18 protein-coding genes and 1 pseudogene are annotated in these 22668 nt (G+C 71.9%); 11 read left to right on the top strand and 8 right to left on the bottom strand.

Features of this window, described 5'->3' with window-relative positions:
- Position 1 precedes the first annotated feature (1 nt).
- Together Q392_RS17510 and tldD are read right to left on the bottom strand one after the other, a co-directional pair.
- The gene (locus Q392_RS17510; RefSeq protein ID WP_038210512.1) at positions 2-1126 is read right to left on the bottom strand and encodes a 3-deoxy-7-phosphoheptulonate synthase; all 1125 of its coding nucleotides are present in this window, start codon (positions 1124-1126) and stop codon (positions 2-4) included.
- Between the two features lie 239 nt (positions 1127-1365).
- Positions 1366-2826, bottom strand: a complete 1461-nt coding sequence (gene tldD, locus Q392_RS17505; RefSeq protein ID WP_038210578.1) for a metalloprotease TldD — start codon at positions 2824-2826, stop codon at positions 1366-1368.
- A 161-nt stretch (positions 2827-2987) separates the two neighbouring features.
- Here tldD and Q392_RS17500 point away from each other — a divergent pair, with 161 nt between their 5' ends.
- The gene (locus Q392_RS17500) at positions 2988-5309 is read left to right on the top strand and encodes a membrane-bound PQQ-dependent dehydrogenase, glucose/quinate/shikimate family (RefSeq protein WP_038210510.1); all 2322 of its coding nucleotides are present in this window, start codon (positions 2988-2990) and stop codon (positions 5307-5309) included.
- Between the two features lie 12 nt (positions 5310-5321).
- Here the strand turns inward: Q392_RS17500 and Q392_RS17495 are convergent, their stop codons facing one another.
- The 4 genes from Q392_RS17495 to Q392_RS17480 are packed head-to-tail and all read right to left on the bottom strand — an operon-like array spanning position 5322 to position 10449.
- Positions 5322-6638, bottom strand: coding sequence for a serine hydrolase domain-containing protein (locus Q392_RS17495; protein ID WP_038210507.1), 1317 nt, complete (start codon positions 6636-6638; stop codon positions 5322-5324).
- Positions 6639-6690: 52 nt separating this feature from the next.
- Positions 6691-7845 (bottom strand): rod shape-determining protein RodA, encoded by a 1155-nt coding sequence (gene rodA, locus Q392_RS17490; protein ID WP_038210506.1) that lies wholly within the window; start codon positions 7843-7845, stop codon positions 6691-6693.
- Positions 7846-7879: 34 nt separating this feature from the next.
- Positions 7880-9712 carry a sensor histidine kinase gene (locus Q392_RS17485; RefSeq protein WP_245610744.1) on the bottom strand — a complete coding sequence of 611 codons (1833 nt, stop codon included), beginning with the start codon at positions 9710-9712 and terminating at the stop codon, positions 7880-7882.
- 23 nt (positions 9713-9735) lie between these two features.
- Complete coding sequence (locus tag Q392_RS17480; RefSeq protein WP_038210503.1) at positions 9736-10449, bottom strand: response regulator; 714 nt, start codon at positions 10447-10449, stop codon at positions 9736-9738.
- Between the two features lie 142 nt (positions 10450-10591).
- Here Q392_RS17480 and Q392_RS17475 point away from each other — a divergent pair, with 142 nt between their 5' ends.
- From Q392_RS17475 to Q392_RS17440, 8 genes are all read left to right on the top strand, one after another.
- Positions 10592-12721 (top strand): hypothetical protein, encoded by a 2130-nt coding sequence (locus Q392_RS17475; protein ID WP_038210501.1) that lies wholly within the window; start codon positions 10592-10594, stop codon positions 12719-12721.
- A 72-nt stretch (positions 12722-12793) separates the two neighbouring features.
- Positions 12794-13381 carry a YqiA/YcfP family alpha/beta fold hydrolase gene (locus Q392_RS17470; RefSeq protein ID WP_038210499.1) on the top strand — a complete coding sequence of 196 codons (588 nt, stop codon included), beginning with the start codon at positions 12794-12796 and terminating at the stop codon, positions 13379-13381.
- 75 nt (positions 13382-13456) lie between these two features.
- Positions 13457-15541, top strand: coding sequence for a ribonuclease catalytic domain-containing protein (locus Q392_RS17465; protein ID WP_038210498.1), 2085 nt, complete (start codon positions 13457-13459; stop codon positions 15539-15541).
- A gap of 16 nt (positions 15542-15557) precedes the next feature.
- On the top strand, positions 15558-16424 hold the full coding sequence (locus Q392_RS17460; protein ID WP_038210496.1) for an energy transducer TonB: 867 nt from the start codon (positions 15558-15560) through the stop codon (positions 16422-16424).
- 10 nt (positions 16425-16434) lie between these two features.
- Complete coding sequence (aroE, locus tag Q392_RS17455; protein ID WP_038210494.1) at positions 16435-17292, top strand: shikimate dehydrogenase; 858 nt, start codon at positions 16435-16437, stop codon at positions 17290-17292.
- Positions 17289-18032: a transglycosylase domain-containing protein gene (locus Q392_RS17450; protein WP_038210492.1), complete on the top strand. Its 744-nt coding sequence runs from the start codon at positions 17289-17291 to the stop codon at positions 18030-18032. Before aroE ends, Q392_RS17450 begins: the two co-directional genes overlap by 4 nt.
- A gap of 1 nt (position 18033) precedes the next feature.
- Positions 18034-18582, top strand: coding sequence for a crossover junction endodeoxyribonuclease RuvC (ruvC, locus tag Q392_RS17445; RefSeq protein WP_038210490.1), 549 nt, complete (start codon positions 18034-18036; stop codon positions 18580-18582).
- Entirely contained in the window at positions 18579-19037 is a 459-nt protein-coding gene (locus Q392_RS17440; protein WP_157008045.1) for a hypothetical protein, read from the top strand. Before ruvC ends, Q392_RS17440 begins: the two co-directional genes overlap by 4 nt.
- A 5-nt stretch (positions 19038-19042) precedes the next feature.
- On the opposite strand, the gene Q392_RS17435 is transcribed toward Q392_RS17440, so the two are convergent.
- Complete coding sequence (locus tag Q392_RS17435) at positions 19043-20032, bottom strand: DMT family transporter (protein WP_051953635.1); 990 nt, start codon at positions 20030-20032, stop codon at positions 19043-19045.
- A 73-nt stretch (positions 20033-20105) separates the two neighbouring features.
- On the opposite strand from Q392_RS17435, the gene Q392_RS17430 reads away from it, so the two are divergent.
- Positions 20106-20630, top strand: a complete 525-nt coding sequence (locus Q392_RS17430) for an Lrp/AsnC family transcriptional regulator (RefSeq protein ID WP_051953631.1) — start codon at positions 20106-20108, stop codon at positions 20628-20630.
- Here the strand turns inward: Q392_RS17430 and Q392_RS17425 are convergent.
- A complete protein-coding gene (locus Q392_RS17425) occupies positions 20615-21949 on the bottom strand; it encodes a serine hydroxymethyltransferase (protein ID WP_038210485.1) in 1335 nt (444 codons plus the stop codon). The two genes, Q392_RS17430 and Q392_RS17425, sit on opposite strands and share 16 nt — an antisense overlap.
- Positions 21950-22502: 553 nt before the next feature.
- Between Q392_RS17425 and Q392_RS32860 the strand changes: the two are divergent.
- Positions 22503-22668: pseudogene (locus Q392_RS32860) on the top strand (IS256 family transposase); the annotation flags it as partial.

Here is a 22668-nt window from a genome sequence, read left to right as displayed (position 1 = left end):
CTCAGCCGCGGCGCTGCTTGACGGCCTGCGACAGCGTCTCGAGCAGTTCCCGCGAATCGTCCCAGCCCAGGCAGGCGTCGGTGATGCTCTTGCCGTATTCCAGCGCGGCGATCGAGTCCTTGCCGGGGGTGAACTTCTGCGCGCCGGGCTGCAGGTGGCTTTCCACCATCACGCCGAAGACGCGGCGGCTGCCGCCGGCGATCTGCCCGGCGATGTCGCGCGCCACGTCCATCTGCTTGCCGTGCTGCTTGCTGCTGTTGGCGTGGCTGCAGTCGACCATCAGCGTGGGCGGCAGCTTGGCGGCCTCCAGGTCCTTGCAGGCGGCCTCGACGCTGGCGGCGTCGTAGTTGGGCGCCTTGCCGCCGCGCAGGATGACGTGGCAGTCCTTGTTGCCCTTGGTCTGGACGATGGCGACCTGCCCGTTCTTGTGCACCGAGAGGAAGTGGTGCCCGCGCGCCGCCGCCTGGATGGCGTCGGTGGCGATGCGGATGTTGCCGTCGGTGCCGTTCTTGAAGCCGATCGGCGCCGACAGGCCGCTGGCCAGCTCGCGGTGCACCTGGCTCTCGGTGGTGCGCGCGCCGATCGCACCCCAGCTGATCAGGTCGCCGATGTACTGCGGCGAGATCACGTCGAGGAACTCGCTGGCCGCCGGCAGGCCGACGCGGTTGATGTCGATGAGCAGCTGGCGCGCGATGCGCAGGCCCTCGTCGATGCGGTAGCTCTCGTCCAGGTAGGGGTCGTTGATCAGGCCCTTCCAGCCGACCGTGGTGCGCGGCTTCTCGAAATACACGCGCATCACGATCTCCAGCGTGCCGGCGTACTTGTCGCGCTCGGCCTTCAGGCGCCGTCCGTACTCCACCGCCGCGGCCGGGTCGTGGATGGAGCACGGTCCCATGATCACCAGCAGCCGGTCGTCCTTGCCGGCCATGATGTTGTGGATGCTGCGGCGGGTCTGGCCGATCAGCGTCTCCACCGGCGTGCCGCGGATCGGGAAGAAGCGGATGAGGTGTTCGGGCGGGGGAAGCACGTTGATGTCCTTGATGCGCTGGTCGTCGGTCTGGCCTGTTTTCTCGACGGGCTGCGCATACCAGGACTCGCTGGTGCCGGGGGTCGCTTGGGGGCTCATGCTTTTTTCTTCCTCGGGTGCTGTGATGTGATTCGGAGCGGCCAAGAAAAAACCGCCGGGGCTTTCGCACCGGCGGTTCTTCGAGGTTCGGTCTGTCTGCTTTTACGCGCGCGCCACTCGTCCGCCGGAGTCCGGGAACCAAAAGTAGGCAAAGTAGAAAGCGCGTGCGGCGGGCATAGGGGCCGACTCTAGCACACGGCGGCGGGAAAGACTGTTGCGGATTGCCATCATCCGGGCCGTCAAGCCGTGCCGCCGACCGTCAGCCCGTCGATGCGCAAGGTCGGCTGGCCGACGCCGACGGGCACGCTCTGGCCTTCCTTGCCGCAGGTGCCCACGCCGCTGTCCAACGCCATGTCGTTGCCGATCATGCTCACGCGCGTGAGCGCGTCGGGGCCGTTGCCGACGATGGTGGCGCCCTTCACTGGATAGAGCTTCTTCCCGTTCTCGACCCACCAGGCCTCGCTGGCGGAGAAGACGAACTTGCCGCTGGTGATGTCCACCTGGCCGCCGCCGAAGTTGGTGGCGTACAGGCCCTTGCCGATGCTGGCGACGATCTCGTCGGGGTCCTTGTCGCCGCCGAGCATGTAGGTGTTGGTCATGCGCGGCATGGGTACGTGGGCGTAGCTCTCGCGCCGGCCGTTGCCGGTGGGCCTGACGTTCATCAGCCGGGCGTTGAGCGCGTCCTGGATGTAGCCCTTGAGGATGCCGTCCTCGATCAGCACGTTGCGCTGGCTGGGGTTGCCCTCGTCGTCCACGTTGAGCGAGCCGCGCCGGTCGGCGATGGTGCCGTCGTCCAGCACCGTCACGCCCTTGGCCGCCACGCGCTGGCCGATGCGGCCGGAGAAGGCGCTGGACTCCTTGCGGTTGAAGTCGCCCTCCAGGCCGTGGCCGATGGCCTCGTGCAGCAGGATGCCGGGCCAGCCGGGGCCGAGCACCACCGTCATCTCGCCGGCCGGGGCGGGGCGCGACTCGAGGTTGGTGAGGGCCGCGCCGACCGCCTGCTCCACGTACTCGGCGATCTGCGCCTGGCTGAAGTACGCCAGCCCGAAGCGCCCGCCGCCGCCGCCGAAGCCCATCTCGCGCCGCCCGTTCTGCTCGGCGATCACCGTCACCGACAGGCGCACCAGCGGCCGCACGTCGGCCGCCAGGGTGCCGTCGGCGCGCGCCACCAGCACCACGTCGTACTCGCTGGCCAGGCCCGCCATCACCTGCACGACGCGCGGGTCGCGCGCGCGGGCGAGCTGCTCGACCTGCTCCAGCAACTGCACCTTGGCCGTGCTGTCCAGGCTGGCGATCGGGTCGATGCCGCCGTAGAGCTGCCGGCTGGGCGCCACCTTGCGCGCCGGCGCCTTCACCCGGGCCGACTTGCCGGCCGCGGCGATGGCGCGCACGGTGCGCGCGGCGTCCAGCAGCGAGGCCTCGGAGATGTCGTCCGAATAGGCGAAGGCGGTCTTCTCGCCGCTGACCGCGCGCACGCCCACGCCCTGGTCGATGCTGAAGCTGCCGGTCTTGACGATGCCCTCCTCCAGGCTCCAGCCCTCGGCGCGGGTGTACTGGAAGTACAGGTCGGCGTCGTCCACCTTGTGGGCGCGGATCTCGGCCAGCGCCTTCGCCAGGTGCGTCTCGTCCAGCCCGAAGGGGGCGAGCAGGAGCTGCTGCGCCGTGGCCAGGCGCTCGAGGGTGGGTTCGCGGGAGATCATGAAGGCCATTCTAGGAAGACGCGGGCCGGCGCGTCGCCTAGCACCGGCAAGCCCATGCGCGCGCGGGCCGGATCGAATGCCCACCGTGTCCTCATGGCGATCCCGCGGGCGGGCGATGTTCCCTAGAGTCGGCGCGGTCTCGACTTGAAACAAGGGAAAGCATGCTTGTCGTATCGCGTGTGTGGGCGCTGCTGGTGGCGCTCATGGGTCTGGGTCTGGCGCTGGGCGGCGCCCGGCTGCTTCTGCTCGGGGGGTCGCCCTACTACGTGGCCGCGGGGCTTGTCCTGCTGTGGGCGGCGCTGCAGATGTGGCGCCGGCGGCGCAGCAGCGCGCTGTGGGTGGCGGCGCTGGCGGTCCTCACCCTGCCCTGGGCGCTGTGGGAGAGCGGCCTCGATTTCTGGGCGCTGTTCCCGCGCCTGATGGCGCCGCTGGCGCTGGCCGCCGTCTCCCTGCTGCTGGCGCCGCGCGCGCCCGAGGGCGGCAGCGCCGCGCCCTGGCGCCTCGCCGGCGCCGTGTTCGCGCTGCTCTTCGTGCTCGGCTTCGGGCTGGCCTTCATGCCGCACGGCGTGGTGCGCCCCGATGCATCCATGGCCTATACGCCGCCGGGCGGCGACAACCGGCCGGTGGACTGGAGCGCCTACGGCCGCACGACGGAAGGCCGACGCGACGCGCCCTTCGACCAGATCAACCGCGAAACGGTGTCGCAGCTCAAGCTGGCCTGGAGCTACCGCACCGGCGACACGCAGCCGGGCGTGGACCAGAACACGCCGCTGCAGATCGGCGACCTGGTCTACAGCTGCACGCGCAACGACAAGCTGATCGCGCTCGATGCCGACAGCGGCCAGGAGCGCTGGGTCTTCGACCCGCAGGCCAAGTCGCCTTTCTGGCAGCGCTGCCGCGGCCTGGGCTACTGGAAGGCGCCGCAGGAAGCCGCCGCCGCGCCGGAGGGCGCCTGCCGCGAGCGCATCGTGCAGACCACCATCGACGCCCGCCTGATCGAGCTGGACGCCCGCACCGGCAAGCCCTGCGAGGAATTCGGCGACAAGGGCACGGTGTCGCTGGCGCACGGCATGGGGACGGTGCGGCCCGGCTTCTATTTCCAGACCTCGGCGCCGCTGGTGGCGCGCGACCTGATCGTCGTCGGCGGCTGGGTGGTGGACAACCAGATGCGCGGCGAGCCCTCGGGCGTGATCCGCGCCTTCAGCGCCCGCACCGGCGAGCTGGTCTGGGCCTGGGACCTGGGCAACCCGGACATCACGAAGCTGCCGCCCGAGGGCCAGACCTACACGCCGGGCACGCCCAACATGTGGACCACGGCCGCCTACGACGACAAGCTCGGCCTGATCTACGCGCCGCTGGGCAACGCCACGCCCGACTACTTCGGGCAGGGCCGCCCGGCGCATTCGGACGAATACAACGCCACGCTGGTCGCGCTCGACGTGGCCACCGGCCGCCCGCGCTGGAAGTTCCAGACGGTGCACCACGACATCTGGGACTACGACCTGCCCTCGCAGCCCGCCCTGATCGACCTGCCCGACGGAAAGGGCGGCACGGTGCCCGCCGTGCTGCAGACCACCAAGCGCGGCCAGCTCTTCCTGCTCGACCGCGCCACCGGCCAGCCGCTGGCCGAGGTCGCCGAGAAGCCCGTGACGCAGGAAGGCGCCGTGCCCGAGGAGACGCTCTCGCCCACCCAGCCCTACTCGGTCGGCATGCCCACCGTCGGCGCCGAGCGGCTGGACGAACGCAGGATGTGGGGCATGACGATGTTCGACCAGTTGCTGTGCCGCATCGAGTTCCGCACCCTGCGCTATGACGGCGACTTCACCCCGCCCGGGCTGCAGCGCGCCATCGAGCACCCGGGCAACGTCGGCGGCCTGAACTGGGGCAGCGTGTCGGTGGACACCGCCAACCAGCGCGTCTTCCTCAACGACATCCGCGTGCCCAGCGTGTTCCAGCTCGTGCCGCGCGACGACTACCCCGCCTTCGCCAAGAAGTACCCGCCGGTGAGCGACGGGCACGGCCCCTCGACGCAGGCCGGCACGCCCTACGGCATCTACACCACCATCTGGTTCTCCAGGCTGGGCGTGCCCTGCGTGCAGCCGCCCTTCGGCACCCTCACCGCCATCGACCTGAAGACGCGCAAGGTGGCCTGGCAGGTGCCGGCCGGAACGGCCGAGCAGCTCGGCCCGCTGGGCGTGCGGCTGGGGCTGCCCATGCCGATCGGCATGCCCACCTATGCGGGCACGCTGGCCACGGCGGGCGGGCTGGTGTTCTTCGCGGGCACCCAGGACTTCTACCTGCGCGCCTACGACGCGCAGACCGGCGCCGAAGTCTGGAAGCACGCGATGCCCGTGGGCAGCAGCGCCACGCCCATGACCTACGTGTCGCCCAGGACGGGCAAGCAGTACGTGGTGATCTCGGCCGGCGGCGCCGCCTACTCCAAGGAGCGCGGCGACTACGTCATGGCCTTCGCGCTGCCCTGAAGGCGGGCGGCTTCAGCGCACCGCGTCGGCGATGGCCTGGAAGGCCCGCATGTGCAGCGGGTGCGCCGGGCCGTTGGCCGCCACGGGCGAGGAGCCCAGGCGCACGATCACCACCTCGGCCGCCGGGTTGACGTGGATGTACTGGCCGTGGATGCCGGAGGCCTCGTAGGCGCCGTCGGCGTTGTGCAGGACCCACCACTGGTTGCGGTAGGAGTAGCCCGGCCGCGCCGCCTGGTTGCCGGCCTTGAACTTCTCGCGGTCGCCGCCGGCGCGGATCATGTCCACCGCCGCCTTGGGCACCAGCTGCTCGCGGCTGAAGAGGCCACCGACGCGGCCCTCGTTGCGCAGCATCTCGCCGAAGCGCGCCAGGTCGCGCGCGGTGGCGTTGAAGCCCGAGCCCATCGACTCGAAGCCCAGCCGGTCGATGTTGATGCTGGCGTCGTTCTCGGTGCCCATGCGCGACCAGATGCGCTCCGACAGGTTCTGCGAGAAAGGCTTGCCCGTGACCTTGAGCACCAGCCAGCCCACCACCTCGGAGTGGACCGTCTTGTAGGAGAAGCCGACCCCGTGCTCGCCCTCCTTCTTCAGCGTGCGCAGGAAGCTGATGGTGTCGCGCGGCCCGTTCCAGCTGGGCGGCGAGGGCACCAGGCCGGAGGCCATGGCGTACTGGATCACCTCGGAGGTCGGGTCCGCGTAGTCCTCGCGGAAGTGCACGCCGGCGGTCATGTCCAGCGTCTGCTGCACGGTGGCGTCGTCCCAGGCGGTGCCGGCCAGCTCGGGGATGTACTGCGTGACCCGGGCGTCCGGGTCCAGCTTGCCTTCGGCGATGAGCTGCGAGGCCAGCACGCCGGTGATCGACTTGGTGACGGAGAACACCGAGTGCGGCGTGTTCGGCGTCATGCCGCTCCAGTAGCGCTCCAGCACCACCCGGCCCCGGTGCAGCACGAGCAGGGCATCGGTGTAGGTGCCGGCGGCGTAGGCGTCGATGTCCATCGGCTGGCCGTCCACGCCGGCGAAGCGGAAGGCGGACCAGTCGCGCTCGCCGCGCGGCAACTCGAAGGCGGCGCCGCTGCCGCGCCACACGTTGCGGCTGGGCACCAGCTCGCGCATGTGCTGCAGCGCCCAGCGGATCTGCGGGAAGCGGCCGGCGTTCTGGAAGGTGACCTGCTTGTCGGGGGGCACCGGCGCGCCCTGCATCCAGCCCAGGCGCACGGGGTCGCTGTCGGCGGCCGAGAGGGGTGGCGCGGCGGGCGGCATCTGGGCGGCGCTCACGAGGGCCGTACCGGCGAGCAGGGCGCCGGCGGCGCATCGGGCGAGGGACGGGTGCATGGCGGGAGCTCTCCTTGTGGTGGTGTCTCGGGCGCCATTCTGCCCAGGGCCTTCAGGTCTGCATCAACCGCCTGGCCCGCGCGATCGACATCAGGATGCCCAGCGCCAGCCCCAGCGTGACCATCGCCGTGCCGCCGTAGCTGATGAAGGGCAGCGGCACGCCCACCACCGGCAGGATGCCGCTGACCATGCCCATGTTCACGAAGGCGTAGGTGAAGAAGATCATCGTCACCGCGCCGGCCAGCAGGCGCGAGAACAGGGTCGGCGCCTCCAGCGCGATCATCAGCCCGCGGCCGATGAGGAAGAGGAAGGAGAACAGCAGGAACAGGTTGCCCGCCAGGCCGAACTCCTCGGAGTAGGCGGCGAAGATGAAGTCGGTGGTGCGCTCGGGGATGAATTCCAGGTGCGTCTGCGTGCCCTGCATGAAGCCCTTGCCGCCCACGCCGCCAGAGCCGATGGCGATCATGCCCTGGATGATGTGGAAGCCCTTGCCCAGCGGGTCCTTGGTCGGGTCCAGCAAGGTGCACACGCGCTGCTTCTGGTAGTCGTGCAGCACCTTCCAGTCCACCCCGTCGGCGCACAGCTGCGACTCGAAGCCGACGATCAGCGACACCGCCACGATGCCGACGGCCACCGGCGGCACGATCAGCTTCCAGGGCAGCCCGGCGAAGAAGATCACCGCCAGCCCCGCCGCCAGCACCAGCAGCGAGGTGCCCAGGTCGGGCTGCTTCATGATCAGGCCCACCGGCAGCGCCAGCAGGAAAAAGGAGACGGCGAAGTCCAGCGGCCGCAACTGTCCCTCGCGCCGCTGGAACCACCAGGCCAGCATCAGCGGCGTGGCGATCTTGAGCAGCTCGCTGGGCTGCACGACGATGCCGATGTTGATCCAGCGCGTGGCGCCCTTCTTGGTGATGCCGAACAGCAGCACCGCCACCAGCAGGCCGACGCCCAGCACGTACAGCGGCAGCGCCAGGCTCATCAGCCGCTGCGGCGGGATCTGCGCCACCACGAACATGATGCCCGCGGCCAGCAGCATGTTGCGCCCGTGGTCCATGAAGCGGCTGCCGTGGTCGTAGCCGGAGGAGTACATGGTGACCAGCCCGGCGCCGCACAGCATCAGCACGGCCAGCGCCAGCAGCCCGTCGAAACCCTGGAACACCGGCAGGATGCGCCGGAAGAGGGAGGGCTGCTGGAAGACGGCGGACATGGCGGCGCGATTATCCGCGCGGCGCCGGCCGGATTCAGGCGGCGGGCAGGGTGAACGCCACCTCGGTGCGGCCGGGCGCGGAGCGCACGCCCAGCCGCGCGCCCAGCGACGCCGCGCGCACCTGCAGCGCCCGCGGCGCGCGGCCGGCATCGAAGCCGCACCCGTCGTCGACGATGCGGATCGCCAGCCCGCCGGGGCCGGCGCCGGCCTCCAGCCGCAGCACGCGGGCATGCGCGTGCTGCAGCACGTTGGAGATGGCCTCGAACAGCAGGAACTGCAACTGCCGCATGGCCTGCGCGTCCAGCCCGGGCCACGGGGGCAGTTCCTGCACCGCCCATTCCAGCGCGAGGCCGGCGCCCGCCAGGCGCGGCTCCAGCCGGTAGCGCAGGCCGGCCAGCAGCGCCTGCACGTCGCCCGGCGGCAGCTGCATGGCGTCGATCGACAGCTTGAGCTGGTCCATGGAGTCGCGCAGGGTGCGCAGCACCTCGTCCGAGGTGGAACGGCCCGACTGCAGTTGCCGGATGGCGGCGCTGATGTGGGAGCCGACGCCGTCGTGCATGTCGCGCAGGATGCGCTCGCGCTCGTGGTTGCGGGCCTGCTCGCGCGCCGCCGCCTCCAGGCGGCCGTAGGTGCTGGCCAGCTCCTGCTCGCGCGCGGCCACCCGCGCCTGCAGCGTGCCCAGCAGTTCGCGCGCCTGCCCGCTGGCCTGCTGGAAGCGCCGCAGCACGATGTACAGCAGCGCCAGCCCGAAGGCGATCGAGACGTAGCGGTTCCAGGTGACGGCGCCCAGGTCGTTGCCGAGGCGGATGGTGACCCAGTCGCGCACGCCGACGGCCACGTTGAGCACGCCGGCGGCCGCCAGCAGCACGCGCGCGGTGGTGGGGCGGCGCACCGTGGCCGCCATGTAGACCAGTGCGTACAGGGCCGCGCACAGGTTCACCGCGCCCAGCCAGCCGGTCAGCAGCACCGGGCGGAACCAGGCGAAGGACAGGGCCGAGCACACCAGCCCGGCAACCACCAGCGCGCCCGCCGCGGCCTGCATGAAGCGCATCGAGCGCCGGTGCTCCCAGCCCGCCGCGCGGTGGCAGAACAGCAGCACGCCGCCGACCCAGCCGGCGTAGGTGCCGGTCATCAGCACGCCCCACAGGGGCCAGGCCAGCGGCGGGTGCTCGATCAGCGCGTCGAACACCCGCACCGACCAGCACAGCTCGGCCAGCCCGGCCCACAGGTACAGGGTCTCGCGGCGCAGCCGGCCGTCGGCGTCCACCACGCGCTGGCTGGCCCAGCACATCAATGCGATGAAGCCCACCACCAGGCTGAAGGCGCCCAGGAACAGCGAGCCCGCGTAGCGCAGCGCGCCGGCGCGGGCCGCGGGATGGGCCTGCACCTGCTCGGTGGGGCCGATGTAGATCTCCGACAGGCCGCCGCGCCGCCCGCCGTCGGCGCGCAGCTCGATGCGCAGGAGATTGTGCGCCGCCAGCAGGGCGGGCGGCACCGCCACCTGGCGGGCGATCTTCCCGTAGTCGTCGCGGCCGGCCGCGTCCAGGTCGCCGTAGCGCACCAGCAGCTTGCCGTTGAGCCAGACGGCCGCGGCATTGCCGATCAGCGGGAAGTACAGCGTGTAGGGCTGGGCGGACGGGCCGCCGGGCAGGTCGAAGCGGGCCTCGACCACGGCCCGGCCGCCGTGGTTGCGGTGCAGGCGGTCCCAGTGGTAGGGCAGCGGCACGGTGCGCCAGTCCTGCGGCCGGCCGTCGATCACGGCCTGGATGCGCGCCATGCGCAGGGCCTGCACCGGCTCGTCCTGCGCCGCCCGCGCCGCCGGCGGCAGCAGGGCGGCCAGGCCCCAGCAGCACAGCCAGGCGGCCACGCAGGCCGCGCGCCGCCATCCGCTCACAGCAGGCCGAGCCGGGTCGCCTCGAACACCGCCTCGTTCTTCGAGTGCACGGCCAGCTTGCCGTACAGGTTCTTGATGTGCGTCTGCACGGTGTGCACGCTCAGGCCCTTCAGGCGCGCGATCTCGGCGTAGGAGAAGCCCCGCGCGATCAGCGTGAGCACTTCCTGCTCGCGCACCGACAGCAGCGACGGCACGACGTCCGCCGCCTGCTCCGGCGGGGCCGCGCCCGGCTCCGCGGCGCGCAGGCTGCGGTACTTGGCCAGCACGCGGCGCGCAATCATGGGCGAGATGGGAGAGGCGCCGCGCTTGACCTCCAGGATGGTCTGGGCGATGTCCTCGGGCGCCGAATCCTTGTGCAGGTAGCCGACGGCGCCGGCCTCGATGCTGGCCAGCACGCTCTCCTCGTCGCCGAACACCGACACCACCAGCGGCTCGCAGTCCGGGCAGCGGGCGCGCACGGCCCGGATCACCTCCACGCCGCTGCCGTCCGGCAGCCCCAGGTCGACCAGTAGCACGTCGGGCCGCTGCGGCGCGCCCTGCAGCCACGCCAGCGCCTCGGCCACGCTGCCCAGCCCCGCCAGCCAGCGCAGCCCGGCGCAGGCCCGCACGCTGGACTCGAAGAACGCCCGGGCGCGCAGGTCGTCCTCCACGGCCAGCACGCCCCAGGCCTCGGCCGGGGGGCGGGCGTCGATCGGCGGCATGCGCTCCATGGCGGCGGAGGATACACGTCGCAACAGCGGCGTCGCCGGTGCGCGACGTCGGCTCACATGTTCATGGGATGGGGACTTCCGGAGGATTTCCGGACACTCGCCGCGCCTCGATAACAACTTTTCACATTTCCGGAGATCCTCCATGCGCGCACCCCGTCCCGCTGCGTCCCGCCTCGCCAGCGCCGCCGCCCTGCTCCTGACCCTGGCCGCCTGCGGCGGCGGAGGCGGGGGCGGCGGCGGCCTGGCCTTCCTGCCGCCGACCGGCGGCACCGGCGGCGACCCGACCACGCCGGGCACCCCCACCACGCCGGAACCCTCCGGCGGCGCCGTGCTGCGCGGCGTGGCGGCCACCGGCGCCGCCTTCGCCGACGCCCGGCTGGAGGTGCTGGACCAGCGCGGCCAGACCGTGTGCAGCACCGTCACCGACGCCGCCGGCAGCTACGACTGCGAACTGCCCGTCGACACCGCCGCGCCGCTGGTGGTGCGCGTGCTGCGCGACGAGCAGGCGCTCTACAGCATCAGCGCCAGCGCGGAAGGCGGCACGCTCAACATCACCCCGCTGACCACCATCGTGGCGGCCCAGTTGGCGCCGGACGGCAACCCCGCCAGCCTCGCCCAGGCGATCCAGAGCAACCCCGATCTGGTCAACGACGATGCGATCCGCAGCGAGGTGCAGGCCCTGCTGGCGACCCTGGAGCCGCTGCTGCAGGCGCTGGGGCAGGCAGGCATCGATCCCTTCGGCGGCCCCCTGGTGGCCGACGGCACCGGCCAGGACCGGGTGCTGGACGCAATCACCGTCAGCGTGCGCCCGGACGGCACCGCCGCCAACATCGAGATCACCGTCAAGGCGCCCAGCGCGGACGGCCAGCCGGTCTCGCTGAGCTACCGCACCTCCGACGAGGCCGCCCCCGTGCTGCCCGCGGTCACGGCCGACCAGCTCTCGGCCATCCCGACGCCGGCGCAGGTGGCCGGCTTCTTCCAGCGGCTGGACGCCTGCTTCGCCCTGCCGGTGACGCAGCGCGTGGACACCGCCACCAGCGACGACGCCGACGCGACCGGCACCGCGGCGAACGTCACCGCGCCGGCCTGCCGCACGCTGTTCGTCGACGACGACCCGGCCACCTATGCGGCCAACGGCGGGACCGTCGGCCGCAATGCGCAGGGCCGCGGCGCCTGGTCCTCGCTGTTCCGCTTCGGCCCCACCGGGCTCAGGCACGACCGCGGCAACTTCGAGTTCTTCCGCGTCCAGGGTGGACAGACCGACCTGGTGCTGAGCTACCGCTGGACCGACCGCCTGGGCAACACCGACAACGAGACGCTGGTGGTGCGCAACCAGGACGGCGCGCTCAAGCTCACCGGCAACAGCTACGGCTACGGCGCCACGGTCCGCCCCGTCTCCGAAGACCGGGAGTACCTCAACATGCCGGCCTACAACGCCTTCACCACCGGCTACAACATCAGCATCGACAACCGCATCAACGGCAGCGGCCAGCCGGTGCTGAGCCACGTGCTGGTGACGGCGCCGTGGGGGCAGGTGATCAAGTTCTCGCCCGAGAGCGGCCTGTCCTACTTGGTGGCGCACCGCGCCGACGACAGCAGGACGGTGACCAGCATCGTCCGCCTGGCCACCGGCTACGCCGACCCGGCCACCGCGGGCAACCTGGCCGACGAGGAGCCCAACATCTTCTTCGTCGATCCGCAGTACGGCGAGGCGCAGATCCGCGCGCTCAAGGACCAAGGCGTGTGGAAGATGGAGTTCTTTCCGGTGGCCGGCAGCCCGGTGGTGCAGAGCTACCGCACGCTGGCGCGGGCGCAGACCATCAACGAGGTGCGGCAGCTGAAGTTCGCGCAGCTCGCTCCGGCGCAGCGGGCCGAACTGCTGGCGGCCACCGCCGTGACCGGCCGCATCACCTTCGGCGCCCCCAGCGACAGCGACCCGAACAACATCGACTTCAGCAGCGAAGGCGGCGGCGACGCCTGGACGGTGCCGGCGGGTGCGCTCGCCCCGACCAGCTTCTCGGTGACCGGACGCGTGGGCGCCCAGGGCAGCCAGCGCTTCAACGACGGCACGCTGGTGCGCAACACGGCCCGCACCGCCATGCTGTATTGCTCGCCGCAGTCGGCCGCGGACGTGCACTGCTACAGCGCCGTGCCCGGCGTGGGGCCCTTCCAGTACGCGCAGGGCGTCTCCTTCAACTCGATGGAGCTGTGGGCGCGCAGCGCGCGGCAGGTGGAGATGAAAAAGCAGATCGCGCTGTACAAGAGCTTCTGAGCACGCGCCGTCCCTGCAGCCCCGCTCCGGCGGGGCTTTTTCGTGGCCGCGGCAGCATCTAGAGTGGCGCCCATGCAAGCGACCCACCTGCTGTACCTGCACGGCTTCCGTTCCTCTCCCCGCTCGGCCAAGGCGCAGGCCATGGCGCGCGCGGTGGCCGCACGCCACCCGGCGGCGCACTGGTGGTGCCCGCAGCTTCCGCCCTCGCCGCGCGAGGCGGCGGCGCTGATCGAGGCGGGCATCGCCGGCTGGCCGCGCGAACGGATGGCGGTGGTCGGCTCCTCGCTGGGCGGCTTCTACGCCACTTGGGTGGCCGCGCGCACCGGCTGCCGCGCCGTGCTGCTCAACCCGGCGGTGCACCCCGAGCGCGACCTGCAGAAGTACATCGGCGAACAGACCGCCTGGCACGACCCGCAGGAGCGCTTCTTCTTCCGCGCCGATTTCGTGGACGAGCTGCGCGCCCTGCAGGCCGGCCCCCTGCCCCGGCCGGAGCGCGCGATGGCCGTGATCGCCAAGGGCGACGAGGTGCTGGACTGGCGCGAGATGACCGCCCGCTACCCCGACAGCCGCGTGCGCCTGATCGAGGGCGGCGACCACGCCATCTCCGATTTCGAGACGGCGCACCTGGAGGCGGTGCTGGCGTTCCTGGACCTGGCCTGAGCCCGCCGGGCCGCGCCAGGGGCGAACGCAGCCGGCAGGGGCTCTGCGCTCCCGGGCGCATGGGACAATCGCGCGATGTTCGTGTTGTTCGAAGAAGCCGGTAAATACCTGGGTGGCCGCGTGCTTTCCGAGGCGGAAGCCTCGGCCCAGGTGGAACTGGAGACCGGCAAGCGGGTGAAGGTCAAGGCAGCCAACGTGGTGCTGCGCTTCGACAAGCCCACGCCCCCTGAACTGATCGCCGAGGCGCGCACGCTGGCCGCCGGCGTGGACCTTCAGCTCGCCTGGGATTTCGCCCCCGAGGAGGAATTCGGCTTCGCCGACCTGGCTGCCGACTACTTCGGCGACAAGCCCTCGCTGGCGCAGCAGGCGGCGGCGCTGTTCGCGCTGTTCGACGCGCCGCACTACTTCCGCCGCGCCGGCAAGGGGCGCTTCCGCAAGGCGCCGGCCGAGATCGTGCAGCAGGCGCTCGCCGCCATCGAGAAGAAGAAGGCGGTGCAGGCGCAGATCGCCGCCTGGGCCGGCGAACTGGCCGCGGGCCGCTGCCCGGACGCGATACGCGAGCAGCTCTACCGCATCCTGTTCAAGCCCGACAAGAACGCGCCCGAGTACAAGGCCGTGGTGGAGGCCGCCCGCAGCACGCAGACCGCGCCGCTGGCGCTGCTGGAGCGCGCCGGCGCCATCGACTCGGCCTACCAGTTCCACTGGCAGCGCTTCCTGTTCGAGAACTTCCCCAAGGGCCCGGGCTTCCCCGGCGGGCTGGCGGCGCCGGCCATCACCGAAGCGCTGCCGCTGGCCGAGGGCGTGCAGGCTTTCTCCATCGACGACTCGCACACCACCGAGATCGACGATGCGCTGTCGGTGCAGGGCCTGGGCAGCGGCACGGTCACGGTCGGCATCCACATCGCCGCGCCGGGGCTGGCGCTGGCGCCGGGCGACGCGCTCGACCAGGTGGCGCGCAACCGCCTCTCGACCGTCTACATGCCCGGCCACAAGATCACCATGCTGCCGGACGCCGTGGTGGACGCCTACACGCTGCTGGACGGCGGCGACCGGCCGGCCGTCTCGCTGTACGCCCGCTTCGACGAGGCCACGCTCGAACTGCAGGGCGCCGAGACGCGCCTGGAGCGCGTGCCGGTGGTGGCCAACCTGCGCCACGACCGGCTCGACGGCGTGATCGACGAGGCCTGGCTGGACCTGGCCCATGCCCCCGCCGAGCAGGGCCCGCCCGAGGCCTGGGCGCTGCGCGCGCCGCTGGCCTTCCTGTGGCGGCTGGCGCGGCACCTGAAGGCCGCGCGCGAGGTGGTGCGCGGCAAGCCGGAGAGCTTCTCGCGGCCCGACTACACCTTCCGCCTGGTCGGAAGCGAAGGCGAACCGAACGGCAGCGAGCAGGTGCAGATCACCACGCGCCGGCGCGGCGCGCCGCTGGACCTGATGGTCTCCGAGGCCATGATCCTGGCCAACAGCCACTGGGGCTGCTGGCTGGCCGAGCTGGGCGTGCCGGCGCTCTACCGCAGCCAGGCCAGCCTGGCGCCGGGCATCAAGGTGCGCATGGGCACGCGCGCGCTGCCGCATGCCGGGCTGGGCGTGAAAAGCTACGCCTGGAGCACCTCGCCGCTGCGCCGCTACACCGACCTGGTGAACCAGTGGCAGATCATCGCCGCCGCCCGCCACGGCCGCACGGCCGCGCTGGCCGCGCCCTTCAAGCCGAAGGACGCGCAGCTGATGGCGATCCTGTCCGCCTTCGACGCCGCCTACACGGCCTACAACGCCCACCAGGCCGGCATGGAGCGCTTCTGGACGCTCAAGTACCTGCAGCAGCAGGGCATCCGCGAACTGGAGGCCACGCTGATCCGCGATGCCGGCGCCGGTGAGGCGCTGGCGCGGGCCGACGCGCTGCCGCTGGTGCTGCCGGTGCTGGGCGCGCAGGGCCTGCCGCGCGGCAGCCGGCTGCGCGTGCGCCTGGGCGACGTCGACGAGATCGCATTGGCCGTCAACGGCACCGTGGTCGAGCGCCTCGACGCCGCCGCGGCGCCCGCCGCCCTCGACGAGGAAGCGGCCGACGAGGAGGAAGCCACCGCCGGCCCGCTGGCCATCGCGGTGGACGTCGACGATGCCGAGGCCGGCGAGCGCCCCGCCGGCGCCGAGGTGAACCCCGCCTGACCCGCCCGCCGAACGCATGAACATCCGCGACCTCAGCACGATGCAGATCGCGCTCGGCCTGTCGGTGGCCGTGCACCTGGGGCTGCTGGCCGTGCGCTTCGCCGACCCGGAGCGCTTCGACCGCCTGCTGCAGGAATCGCCGCTGGAGATCATCCTGGTCAACGCGCGCGGCCAGGGCGAGGTGCCCGACAAGCCCGCCGCGCTGGCCCAGACCTCCCTGGCCGGCGGCGGCGACCTGGCCAAGGGCCGCGCCACCAGCCCGCTGCCGCCGTCGGCCTTCACCGCCATCGGCGACTCCGCCGAAGAGGCGCAAAGGCAGATCGAGGCGATGCAGGAGCAGCAGACCCTGCTGCTGGCGCAGATCAAGCGCCAGCTCGCCGCCATGCCGCAGCCCGACCCGCGCCGCACCGGCCAGACCGCCGAGCGGGCGGCACAGGAGGAAAAGCGCCGCCAGTTGCTGGAGCTGCTCGCCCAGATCGAGCGCCGCGTCAACGAGGAGAACGCGCGGCCCAAGCGCCGCTTCGTCAGCCCCGCCACCAAGGAGGCCACCTACGCCGTCTACGTGGACGCGCTGCGCCGCCGCATCGAGGCGCGCGGCACCGAGCGCTTCCCCGAGGCGGGCGGCAAGAAGCTCTACGGCGAGCTGACGATGATCGTGGCGGTCAACCACGACGGCACGCTGCTGGGCACCGAGATCGTCGAGAGCTCCGGCAACAAGGAGCTGGACCGCCGCGCGCAGGCCATCGTCGCCAGCATCGGCAACTTCGGCCGCTTCACCGACGCCATGCGCCGCCAGACCGACCAGTTGCTGATGCCCTCGCGCTTCAAGTTCACGCGCGACCAGACGCTGGAAACGGCCGTCTCCACGCAGCCGCAGAACTGACGAGAACGCCATGGACCGCTACTGCGTGATGGGCAACCCGGTGGAGCACTCGCGCTCGCCGTGGATCCATGCCCGCTTTGCCGAACTGACCGGCCAGCCGATGGACTACGGCCGGCGCCTGGTGCCGCTGGGCGGCTTCGCCGAAGCGGTGGCCGCCTTCCGCGAGGAGGCCGCGGCACAGGGCGGCCGCGCCGGCGGCTGCAACGTCACCGTGCCCTTCAAGTTCGACGCCGCCGCGCTGGCCGACCGCCGCAGCGAGCGCGCCGAGCTGGCCCAGGCGGTGAACACGCTGCGCTTCGAGGCCGACGGCAGCGTGTACGGCGACAACACCGACGGCGTCGGCCTGGTCAACGACATCGAGCGCAACGCCGGCCGGCCGCTGGCGGGCGCCGAGCTGCTGCTGGTCGGCGCCGGCGGCGCCGCGGCCGGCGTGCTCGGCCCGCTGCTGCACGCCGGCGTGCGCCGGCTGGTGGTCGCGAACCGCACGCGGGACAAGGCCGTCGCGCTGGTGCAGCGCCACGCCGCGCCGGCCCGGGCGCAGGGCGTGGTGCTGGAGGCGCAGCCGCTCGACGGCGTGTCGGGTCGCTTCGACGTGCTGGTCAACGGCACTGCCGCCAGCCTGGCCGGCGACGCCGTGCCGGTGCCCGCCGGCGTGCTGCGCGAGGGCGCGCTGGCGGTGGACATGATGTACGGCCCCGCCGCCGCCGGCTTCCTGGCCTGGGCGCGCGCGCAGGGCGCCGAGCCACGCGACGGGCTGGGCATGCTGGTGGAGCAGGCGGCCGAGTCCTTCACGCTGTGGCGCGGCGTGGCGCCGCCGGCCGCCGAGGTGCTGGCCGAGCTGCGGCGCATCGTCGATACCAGGGCATGAGAGCGCTGGCGCGTTGGATCAGCTGCCTGATCGTCGCCGGCATCGCGCTGGAGCTGTTCTTCCTCGTGCGCATCGCTGCCATGGCGGCCATCGACCCGCAGTCCACCACCTTCCAGCGCTCCGAGATGTGGCGCATCGCGCTGCGCGACGGCGGCGAGGCGAGCTGGCGTCAGCAGTGGGTGCCCTACGAGCGCATCCACGACAACCTCAAGCGCGCCGTCATCGCCAGCGAGGATGCCGCCTTCACCGACCACGAGGGCGTGGAATGGGAGGCCATCGAGCGCGCCCGCCAGCGCAACGCCAAGGCCGAGGAACTGGCCGCCAAGCGCGCCGCCCGCGCCGCCGCGCGCGGCAAGCCAGTGCGCCCGCCGCAACTGCGCGGCGGCTCCACCATCACGCAGCAGCTCGCCAAGAACCTGCTGCTCTCCGGCGAGCGCACGCTGCTGCGCAAGGGCCAGGAACTGGTGCTCGCCTACGCGCTGGAGACCTTCCTCGGCAAGCGCCGCATCCTGGAGATCTACCTCAACAGCGTGGAATGGGGCGACGGCGTCTTCGGCGCCGAGGCGGCGGCGCAGCGCTACTTCCGCAAGAGCGCGGCGCAGCTCACGGCCCGCGAGGCGGCGCGGCTGGCGGTGATGCTGCCCAGCCCGCGCTTCTACGAGCAGCGGCCGAACTCGCCCTACCTCAACGGCCGCAGCGCCACCATCACGGCGCGCATGGGCGCCGTCGAGGTGCCGTGACATGCGCATCCTCGGCATCGACCCCGGCCTGCAGACCACCGGCTTCGGCGTGGTGGACGCGGACGGCGCCGCACTGCGCTACGTGGCCAGCGGCACCATCAGCACCAAGCACCTGGCGCGAGGCGAGCTGCCGGCGCGGCTGAAGGTACTGTTCGACGGCATCGGCGAGCTGGCCGCGCGCTACCGGCCCGACGCGGCGGCGGTGGAGATCGTCTTCGTCAACGTCAACCCGCAGTCCACCCTGCTGCTGGGCCAGGCGCGCGGCGCCTGCCTGACGGCGCTGGTGGCCCACGACCTGGCGGTGGCCGAATACACCGCGCTGCAGATGAAGCAGGCCGTGGCCGGCCACGGCAAGGCGGCCAAGACGCAGGTGCAGGAGATGGTGCGCCGCCTGCTCGACCTGCCCGGCCTGCCCGGCACCGACGCGGCCGACGCGCTGGGCCTGGCCATCACCCATGCCCAGGTGGGCCGCACGCTGGCCCGGCTGGCGCAGGCGACGCCGCTGCAGCGCAGCGCCACCGGCATGTACCGACAAGGAAGAACACGATGAACCCACCGATGAAGCGCCCCGGACCGGTGCGGGCGGCGCTGGCCGCCGCCGCGCTGCTGCTGGTGGCCGGCTGCGGCGCGCCGGCCTCCGCGCCCAATGCCTTCATGCCACCGCTGCGCGCCGAATGCGGCGGCGGCTTCGCGGCGCTGTTCCACGGCATCGAGGCGCAGCCGGACGGCCGCATCAGCACCTTCACCCGCGGCATCGGCCGTGCCGACCCGCCGGCGCTGCTGCGCACCGACCCGGCGCTGGTCGCGCGCTGGAACAAGGCGCTGGACGAGGCGCGCTTCGGCCAGCAGGACGACGCGGGCGGCGGCAACATGAGCTGCGCGCTGGTGCGCGGCGTGGGCGCGTCGGCGCAGACGGTGCGCTGGCGGCAGGACGAGGCGCCGCCGGCGGCCGTCGCCGGCGTGTTCGGCGAGATGATGGCGCTGCGGCCGGCCGTGGAGCGCTGAGGGGATCAGGCGCCCGCCGGGCCTGCCGCGGCGCCCAGGCCGCCGACGCGGCGATGGGCCGCCAGGCACGACAGCACGCTCAGGACCACGCATCCGAGCGCCAGCGTCTCGGCCAGGGTCGGCGCACGGCGCTCCCACATCCATCCGTAGACGAGCGCGAACAGCGTCTCGAACAGGATCATCTGGCCGACGAGGGTCAGCGGCAGCAGGCGGCTCATGCGGTTCCAGCAGGCGTTGCCGAGCATGGACGCCAGCACGGCCACCGCGACGGACACCGCGGCGAAGCGCGTCCACTCGGCCGCGCCCTGGCCCGTGCTCTCCAGCGCGAACGCCAGCGGGATCAGCACGAGGCTCTGCGCCCCCGTCACGAGCCCGGTCAGCAGGTTCCAGTCGTGCGCCGACACCTCGTGCAGGTGCGCCAGGCAGCGCGCGTTGCCCACCGCGAAGGCGGTCCATGAGACCAGCGCGCCGACGGCGCACGCCAGCGCCACCGCCTGCCGGCCCGGCGACCCCGCCGCCGGCGCCACGAGCGCCTGCCAGCCGATGCACAGGGCGCCCAGCGCGCACAGGGACAGGGAAGGCAGCAGGCGGCCGAGGGGAACGGCGCCCCGGTCACGGCTGCCGATGACGGTGACGGCCACCGGCAGGAAGCCGATCACCAGCGAGGTCATCGCGATCCCGCCCATCTGCACGGCCGCGGACAGCAGGATGTAGTAGAGCGTGTTGCCGGCCAGCGCCAGCCAGAACAGGTTGACCCACTGGCGCCGCGACACGAAGCCGCGGATCGCGCGCCACCGAGGCGCGATCAGCACCGCGGCGATGAGTCCGTAGAAGGCGTAGCGCCCTGCGCTCAGCTGAAGCGGACCGAAGCCCCGCACCAGCTCGGGAGCGAGAAAGACGAGGCCCCACAAGGCCCCCGCACCCGCCCCGTAGGCGATGCCGGCGGCCGCCCTCGTGGGCGCGGCGGTCATGGGCATGGCGGGGTCCGGGGTCATCGATGAATCTTATTCTCGACGTCGCGCTGAATTGGCTCGAAACTCGGACCTCCAACGCAAAAATCACTCGCACATGCCCGGCAAGCGCGCGTCGCCACCGTTCGTTCTCGACAGGTATGACAGGGCCATCCTGCGCCTGGTGCAGCAGGACAACAAGACGCCGCAGCGCGTCATCGCCGAGGCGGTGGCGCTGTCCACCGCGGCCATCCAACGCAGGATCGCCGCCATGGAGGCGGCCGGCGTCATCGTGGCGAATGTCGCGCTGGTCGACCCCGAAGCCCTCTCCGCCACCATCACCTCCATCGTCGAGGTGCACCTGCACGACGAGCGCGCCGCGACCGTCGACGCCGCCAAGGCCCTGTTCCGTGGCACGCCGGAAGTGCAGCAGTGCTACTACGTGACGGGCGGCACGAGCTTCGTGCTGGTCATCGTCGCCTCGGACATGCGCACCTACGAGCGCCTGACCCGGCGCCTGTTCGCCGAGAACGAGGCCGTCAAGAGCTACCGCAGCCTCGTCGCGCTGGACCGCGTGAAGACCGGGGCGGCGGTGACCGTTCCGGAGGAGCGGCCCTCACCTCCGGATCAGTTCACCACGTAGCGCAGCGGCCCCAGCCGCGCCCGCAGCGCCTTCACCTCCTCGCGCACCTGCGCCCCCTCGCCGGCCAGCGCGCGGGCGATCCAGCCGGCCAGCATCGGCATGTCCTGCGGGCCCAGGCCCAGGCGCACGATCTCGGGCACACCCAGGCGCAGGCCGTTGACGTCGCCCTCCACCGGCGCCACCGGCAGGCCGATGCCGCAGGCGAGCAGGCCGCCTTCGGCCAGCGTCCTGGCGGCCCGCTGGCCGCCGCCCCAGCGGGCGGCCTCCAGCGCGAGCTGGTGCGACTGCGTGAAGCCGCGCGAGCGCGCGAACACCGGCAGGCCCAGCGCGTCGAGCGCCGCGGCCAGCGCCTGCGCCGTCTCGCGCATGGCGGCGCCGTAGGCCCGGCCGTGCACCTTCCAGTCCAGCAGCGAACGGGCCAGCGCGGCCACGCGGCCGGCGTCGAAGTTCGCCGTGAGGCCGGGGTAGGCGATGGCGTCGATGCGCTCCATCAGCGCCGCGTCGTTCGAGACGACCAGCCCGCCGGCCGGGCCGCCCAGGCTCTTGTAGGTGCTCATGGTGATGACGTCGGCACCCTCGGCCAGCGGGTCCGGCCAGGCGCGGCCGGCCACCATGCCCGACAGGTGCGCCGCGTCGAACATCAGCCGCGCGCCCACGGCGTCGGCGATCCCGCGCAGGGCCGCCACCGGATGCGGGAACAGGTTCAGGCTGCCGCCGATGGTGACCAGGCGCGGCCGCACCTCCAGGGCCAGCGCGCGCAGCGCGTCCACGTCCACGGTGTAGCCGTCCGCCTGCACCGGCGCGGGCACGGTGTTCAGGCCGTACAGGCCCGCCGCGCCCGCGGCGTGGTGCGTCACGTGGCCGCCGATGCTCGGCGGCGGCGCGATGATCGTGTCGCCCGGCCGGCAGGTGGCCATGAAGACGTACAGATTGGCCAGCGCGCCCGAGGCCACGCGCACCTCGGCGAAGCGCGCGCCGAAGACCTCGGCCGCCAGTTCGGCGGCGACGACCTCGATGCGCTCGATGGCCTCCAGGCCCATCTCGTACTTGTCGCCGGGATAACCCAACGATGCACGCGAGCCCAGGCCGCAGGCCAGCAGGCGCTCGGCCGCCGGGTTCATCACGTTGGTGGCGGGGTTGAGGTTCAACCCCTCGGTGTCGTGCAGGCGGTGGTTCTCGGCGACGAGCCGGTTGATCTCGCCGGCCAGGGAGGCCGCGTCGCGCTCGGCGGCATCAGCGGCGATGGACTGGACGAGGTCCTCCGAGGCGGCGGGCACCCAGGGACGGGCGAGCAGGGCGTGAGATGTGGCGGGCTTCATGGCAAGGTAACCCCTGACTGGCAAATGGCGTCTATGACCATTTTGTGCTCCGCATCTCCACCCTTGGAACCTCCATATTCACGCTTTTTGACGTTGAGCGGACGAAAGCTCGGATGAGTAAGACACACGACGGAGCATGGCGCCATATCGTTGCCATTGAAACGCACCTCGTGTCGAACCGGGCCGGCACGGTCGATCGCATTGAGGCTCGTCAATGACTTCCAATCAGAAAGACGCTCGGCCAGAGGGGCCAAAAAGCTCGGCACCCACTGTCCCAGCGTCAAGATCAGCCTTGGCCGCTGTGCTCGGAGTTGCAACTCAAGGAATGTGCGACACCTCTCGACGAATGTGGCATCTCTGGCGCCGGGAAATTTTGTTGATGTCCCAGGAAGTGGTGTAAGTCTTCTTTCACTCGCTGGGCGGCAAGGCGCGTAGGGCGTAGCCCGAAGCGGCTTGCCGCCCAGCGGCGGCGCTCCTGTTCGGGGTGGCCATCGTGAGGTCCGGATAAGGTTTGAGGTGCGACCCACCAAACCTGTCCTCGAAGGAAATCACGATGACCAACGCCACTATGGCATTGACCGAGCTTGCCGAGAAGGGAGCCGACATCGACGTGCTGCGCCAGATGGTGCAGTTCATGGCCCAGCGCCTGATGGAACTGGATGTCGAGGGCCGCTGCGGCGCGGCCTACGACGAGAAGAACCCCGCCGAGCGGCTGAACA

The organism is Xenophilus azovorans DSM 13620 (assembly GCF_000745855.1).
Taxonomy (GTDB): Bacteria; Pseudomonadota; Gammaproteobacteria; order Burkholderiales; family Burkholderiaceae_C; genus Xenophilus; species Xenophilus azovorans.
The sequence above is the reverse complement of the archived record's forward strand: the minus strand, read 5'-3'. Positions and strand labels throughout refer to the sequence as shown.

What these genes read in the sequence shown, in the direction of transcription:
- Q392_RS17510 (WP_038210512.1), bottom strand. Translation starts at nt 1,126, where the DNA reads ATGAGCCCCCAAGCGACCCCCGGCACCAGCGAGTCCTGGTATGCGCAG.
- tldD (WP_038210578.1), bottom strand. Translation starts at nt 2,826, where the DNA reads ATGATCTCCCGCGAACCCACCCTCGAGCGCCTGGCCACGGCGCAGCAG.
- Q392_RS17500 (WP_038210510.1), top strand. Translation starts at nt 2,988, where the DNA reads ATGCTTGTCGTATCGCGTGTGTGGGCGCTGCTGGTGGCGCTCATGGGT.
- Q392_RS17495 (WP_038210507.1), bottom strand. Translation starts at nt 6,638, where the DNA reads ATGCACCCGTCCCTCGCCCGATGCGCCGCCGGCGCCCTGCTCGCCGGT.
- rodA (WP_038210506.1), bottom strand. Translation starts at nt 7,845, where the DNA reads ATGTCCGCCGTCTTCCAGCAGCCCTCCCTCTTCCGGCGCATCCTGCCG.
- Q392_RS17480 (WP_038210503.1), bottom strand. Translation starts at nt 10,449, where the DNA reads ATGGAGCGCATGCCGCCGATCGACGCCCGCCCCCCGGCCGAGGCCTGG.
- Q392_RS17475 (WP_038210501.1), top strand. Translation starts at nt 10,592, where the DNA reads ATGCGCGCACCCCGTCCCGCTGCGTCCCGCCTCGCCAGCGCCGCCGCC.
- Q392_RS17470 (WP_038210499.1), top strand. Translation starts at nt 12,794, where the DNA reads ATGCAAGCGACCCACCTGCTGTACCTGCACGGCTTCCGTTCCTCTCCC.
- Q392_RS17465 (WP_038210498.1), top strand. Translation starts at nt 13,457, where the DNA reads ATGTTCGTGTTGTTCGAAGAAGCCGGTAAATACCTGGGTGGCCGCGTG.
- Q392_RS17460 (WP_038210496.1), top strand. Translation starts at nt 15,558, where the DNA reads ATGAACATCCGCGACCTCAGCACGATGCAGATCGCGCTCGGCCTGTCG.
- aroE (WP_038210494.1), top strand. Translation starts at nt 16,435, where the DNA reads ATGGACCGCTACTGCGTGATGGGCAACCCGGTGGAGCACTCGCGCTCG.
- Q392_RS17450 (WP_038210492.1), top strand. Translation starts at nt 17,289, where the DNA reads ATGAGAGCGCTGGCGCGTTGGATCAGCTGCCTGATCGTCGCCGGCATC.
- ruvC (WP_038210490.1), top strand. Translation starts at nt 18,034, where the DNA reads ATGCGCATCCTCGGCATCGACCCCGGCCTGCAGACCACCGGCTTCGGC.
- Q392_RS17440 (WP_157008045.1), top strand. Translation starts at nt 18,579, where the DNA reads ATGAACCCACCGATGAAGCGCCCCGGACCGGTGCGGGCGGCGCTGGCC.
- Q392_RS17435 (WP_051953635.1), bottom strand. Translation starts at nt 20,032, where the DNA reads ATGACCCCGGACCCCGCCATGCCCATGACCGCCGCGCCCACGAGGGCG.
- Q392_RS17430 (WP_051953631.1), top strand. Translation starts at nt 20,106, where the DNA reads ATGCCCGGCAAGCGCGCGTCGCCACCGTTCGTTCTCGACAGGTATGAC.
- Q392_RS17425 (WP_038210485.1), bottom strand. Translation starts at nt 21,949, where the DNA reads ATGAAGCCCGCCACATCTCACGCCCTGCTCGCCCGTCCCTGGGTGCCC.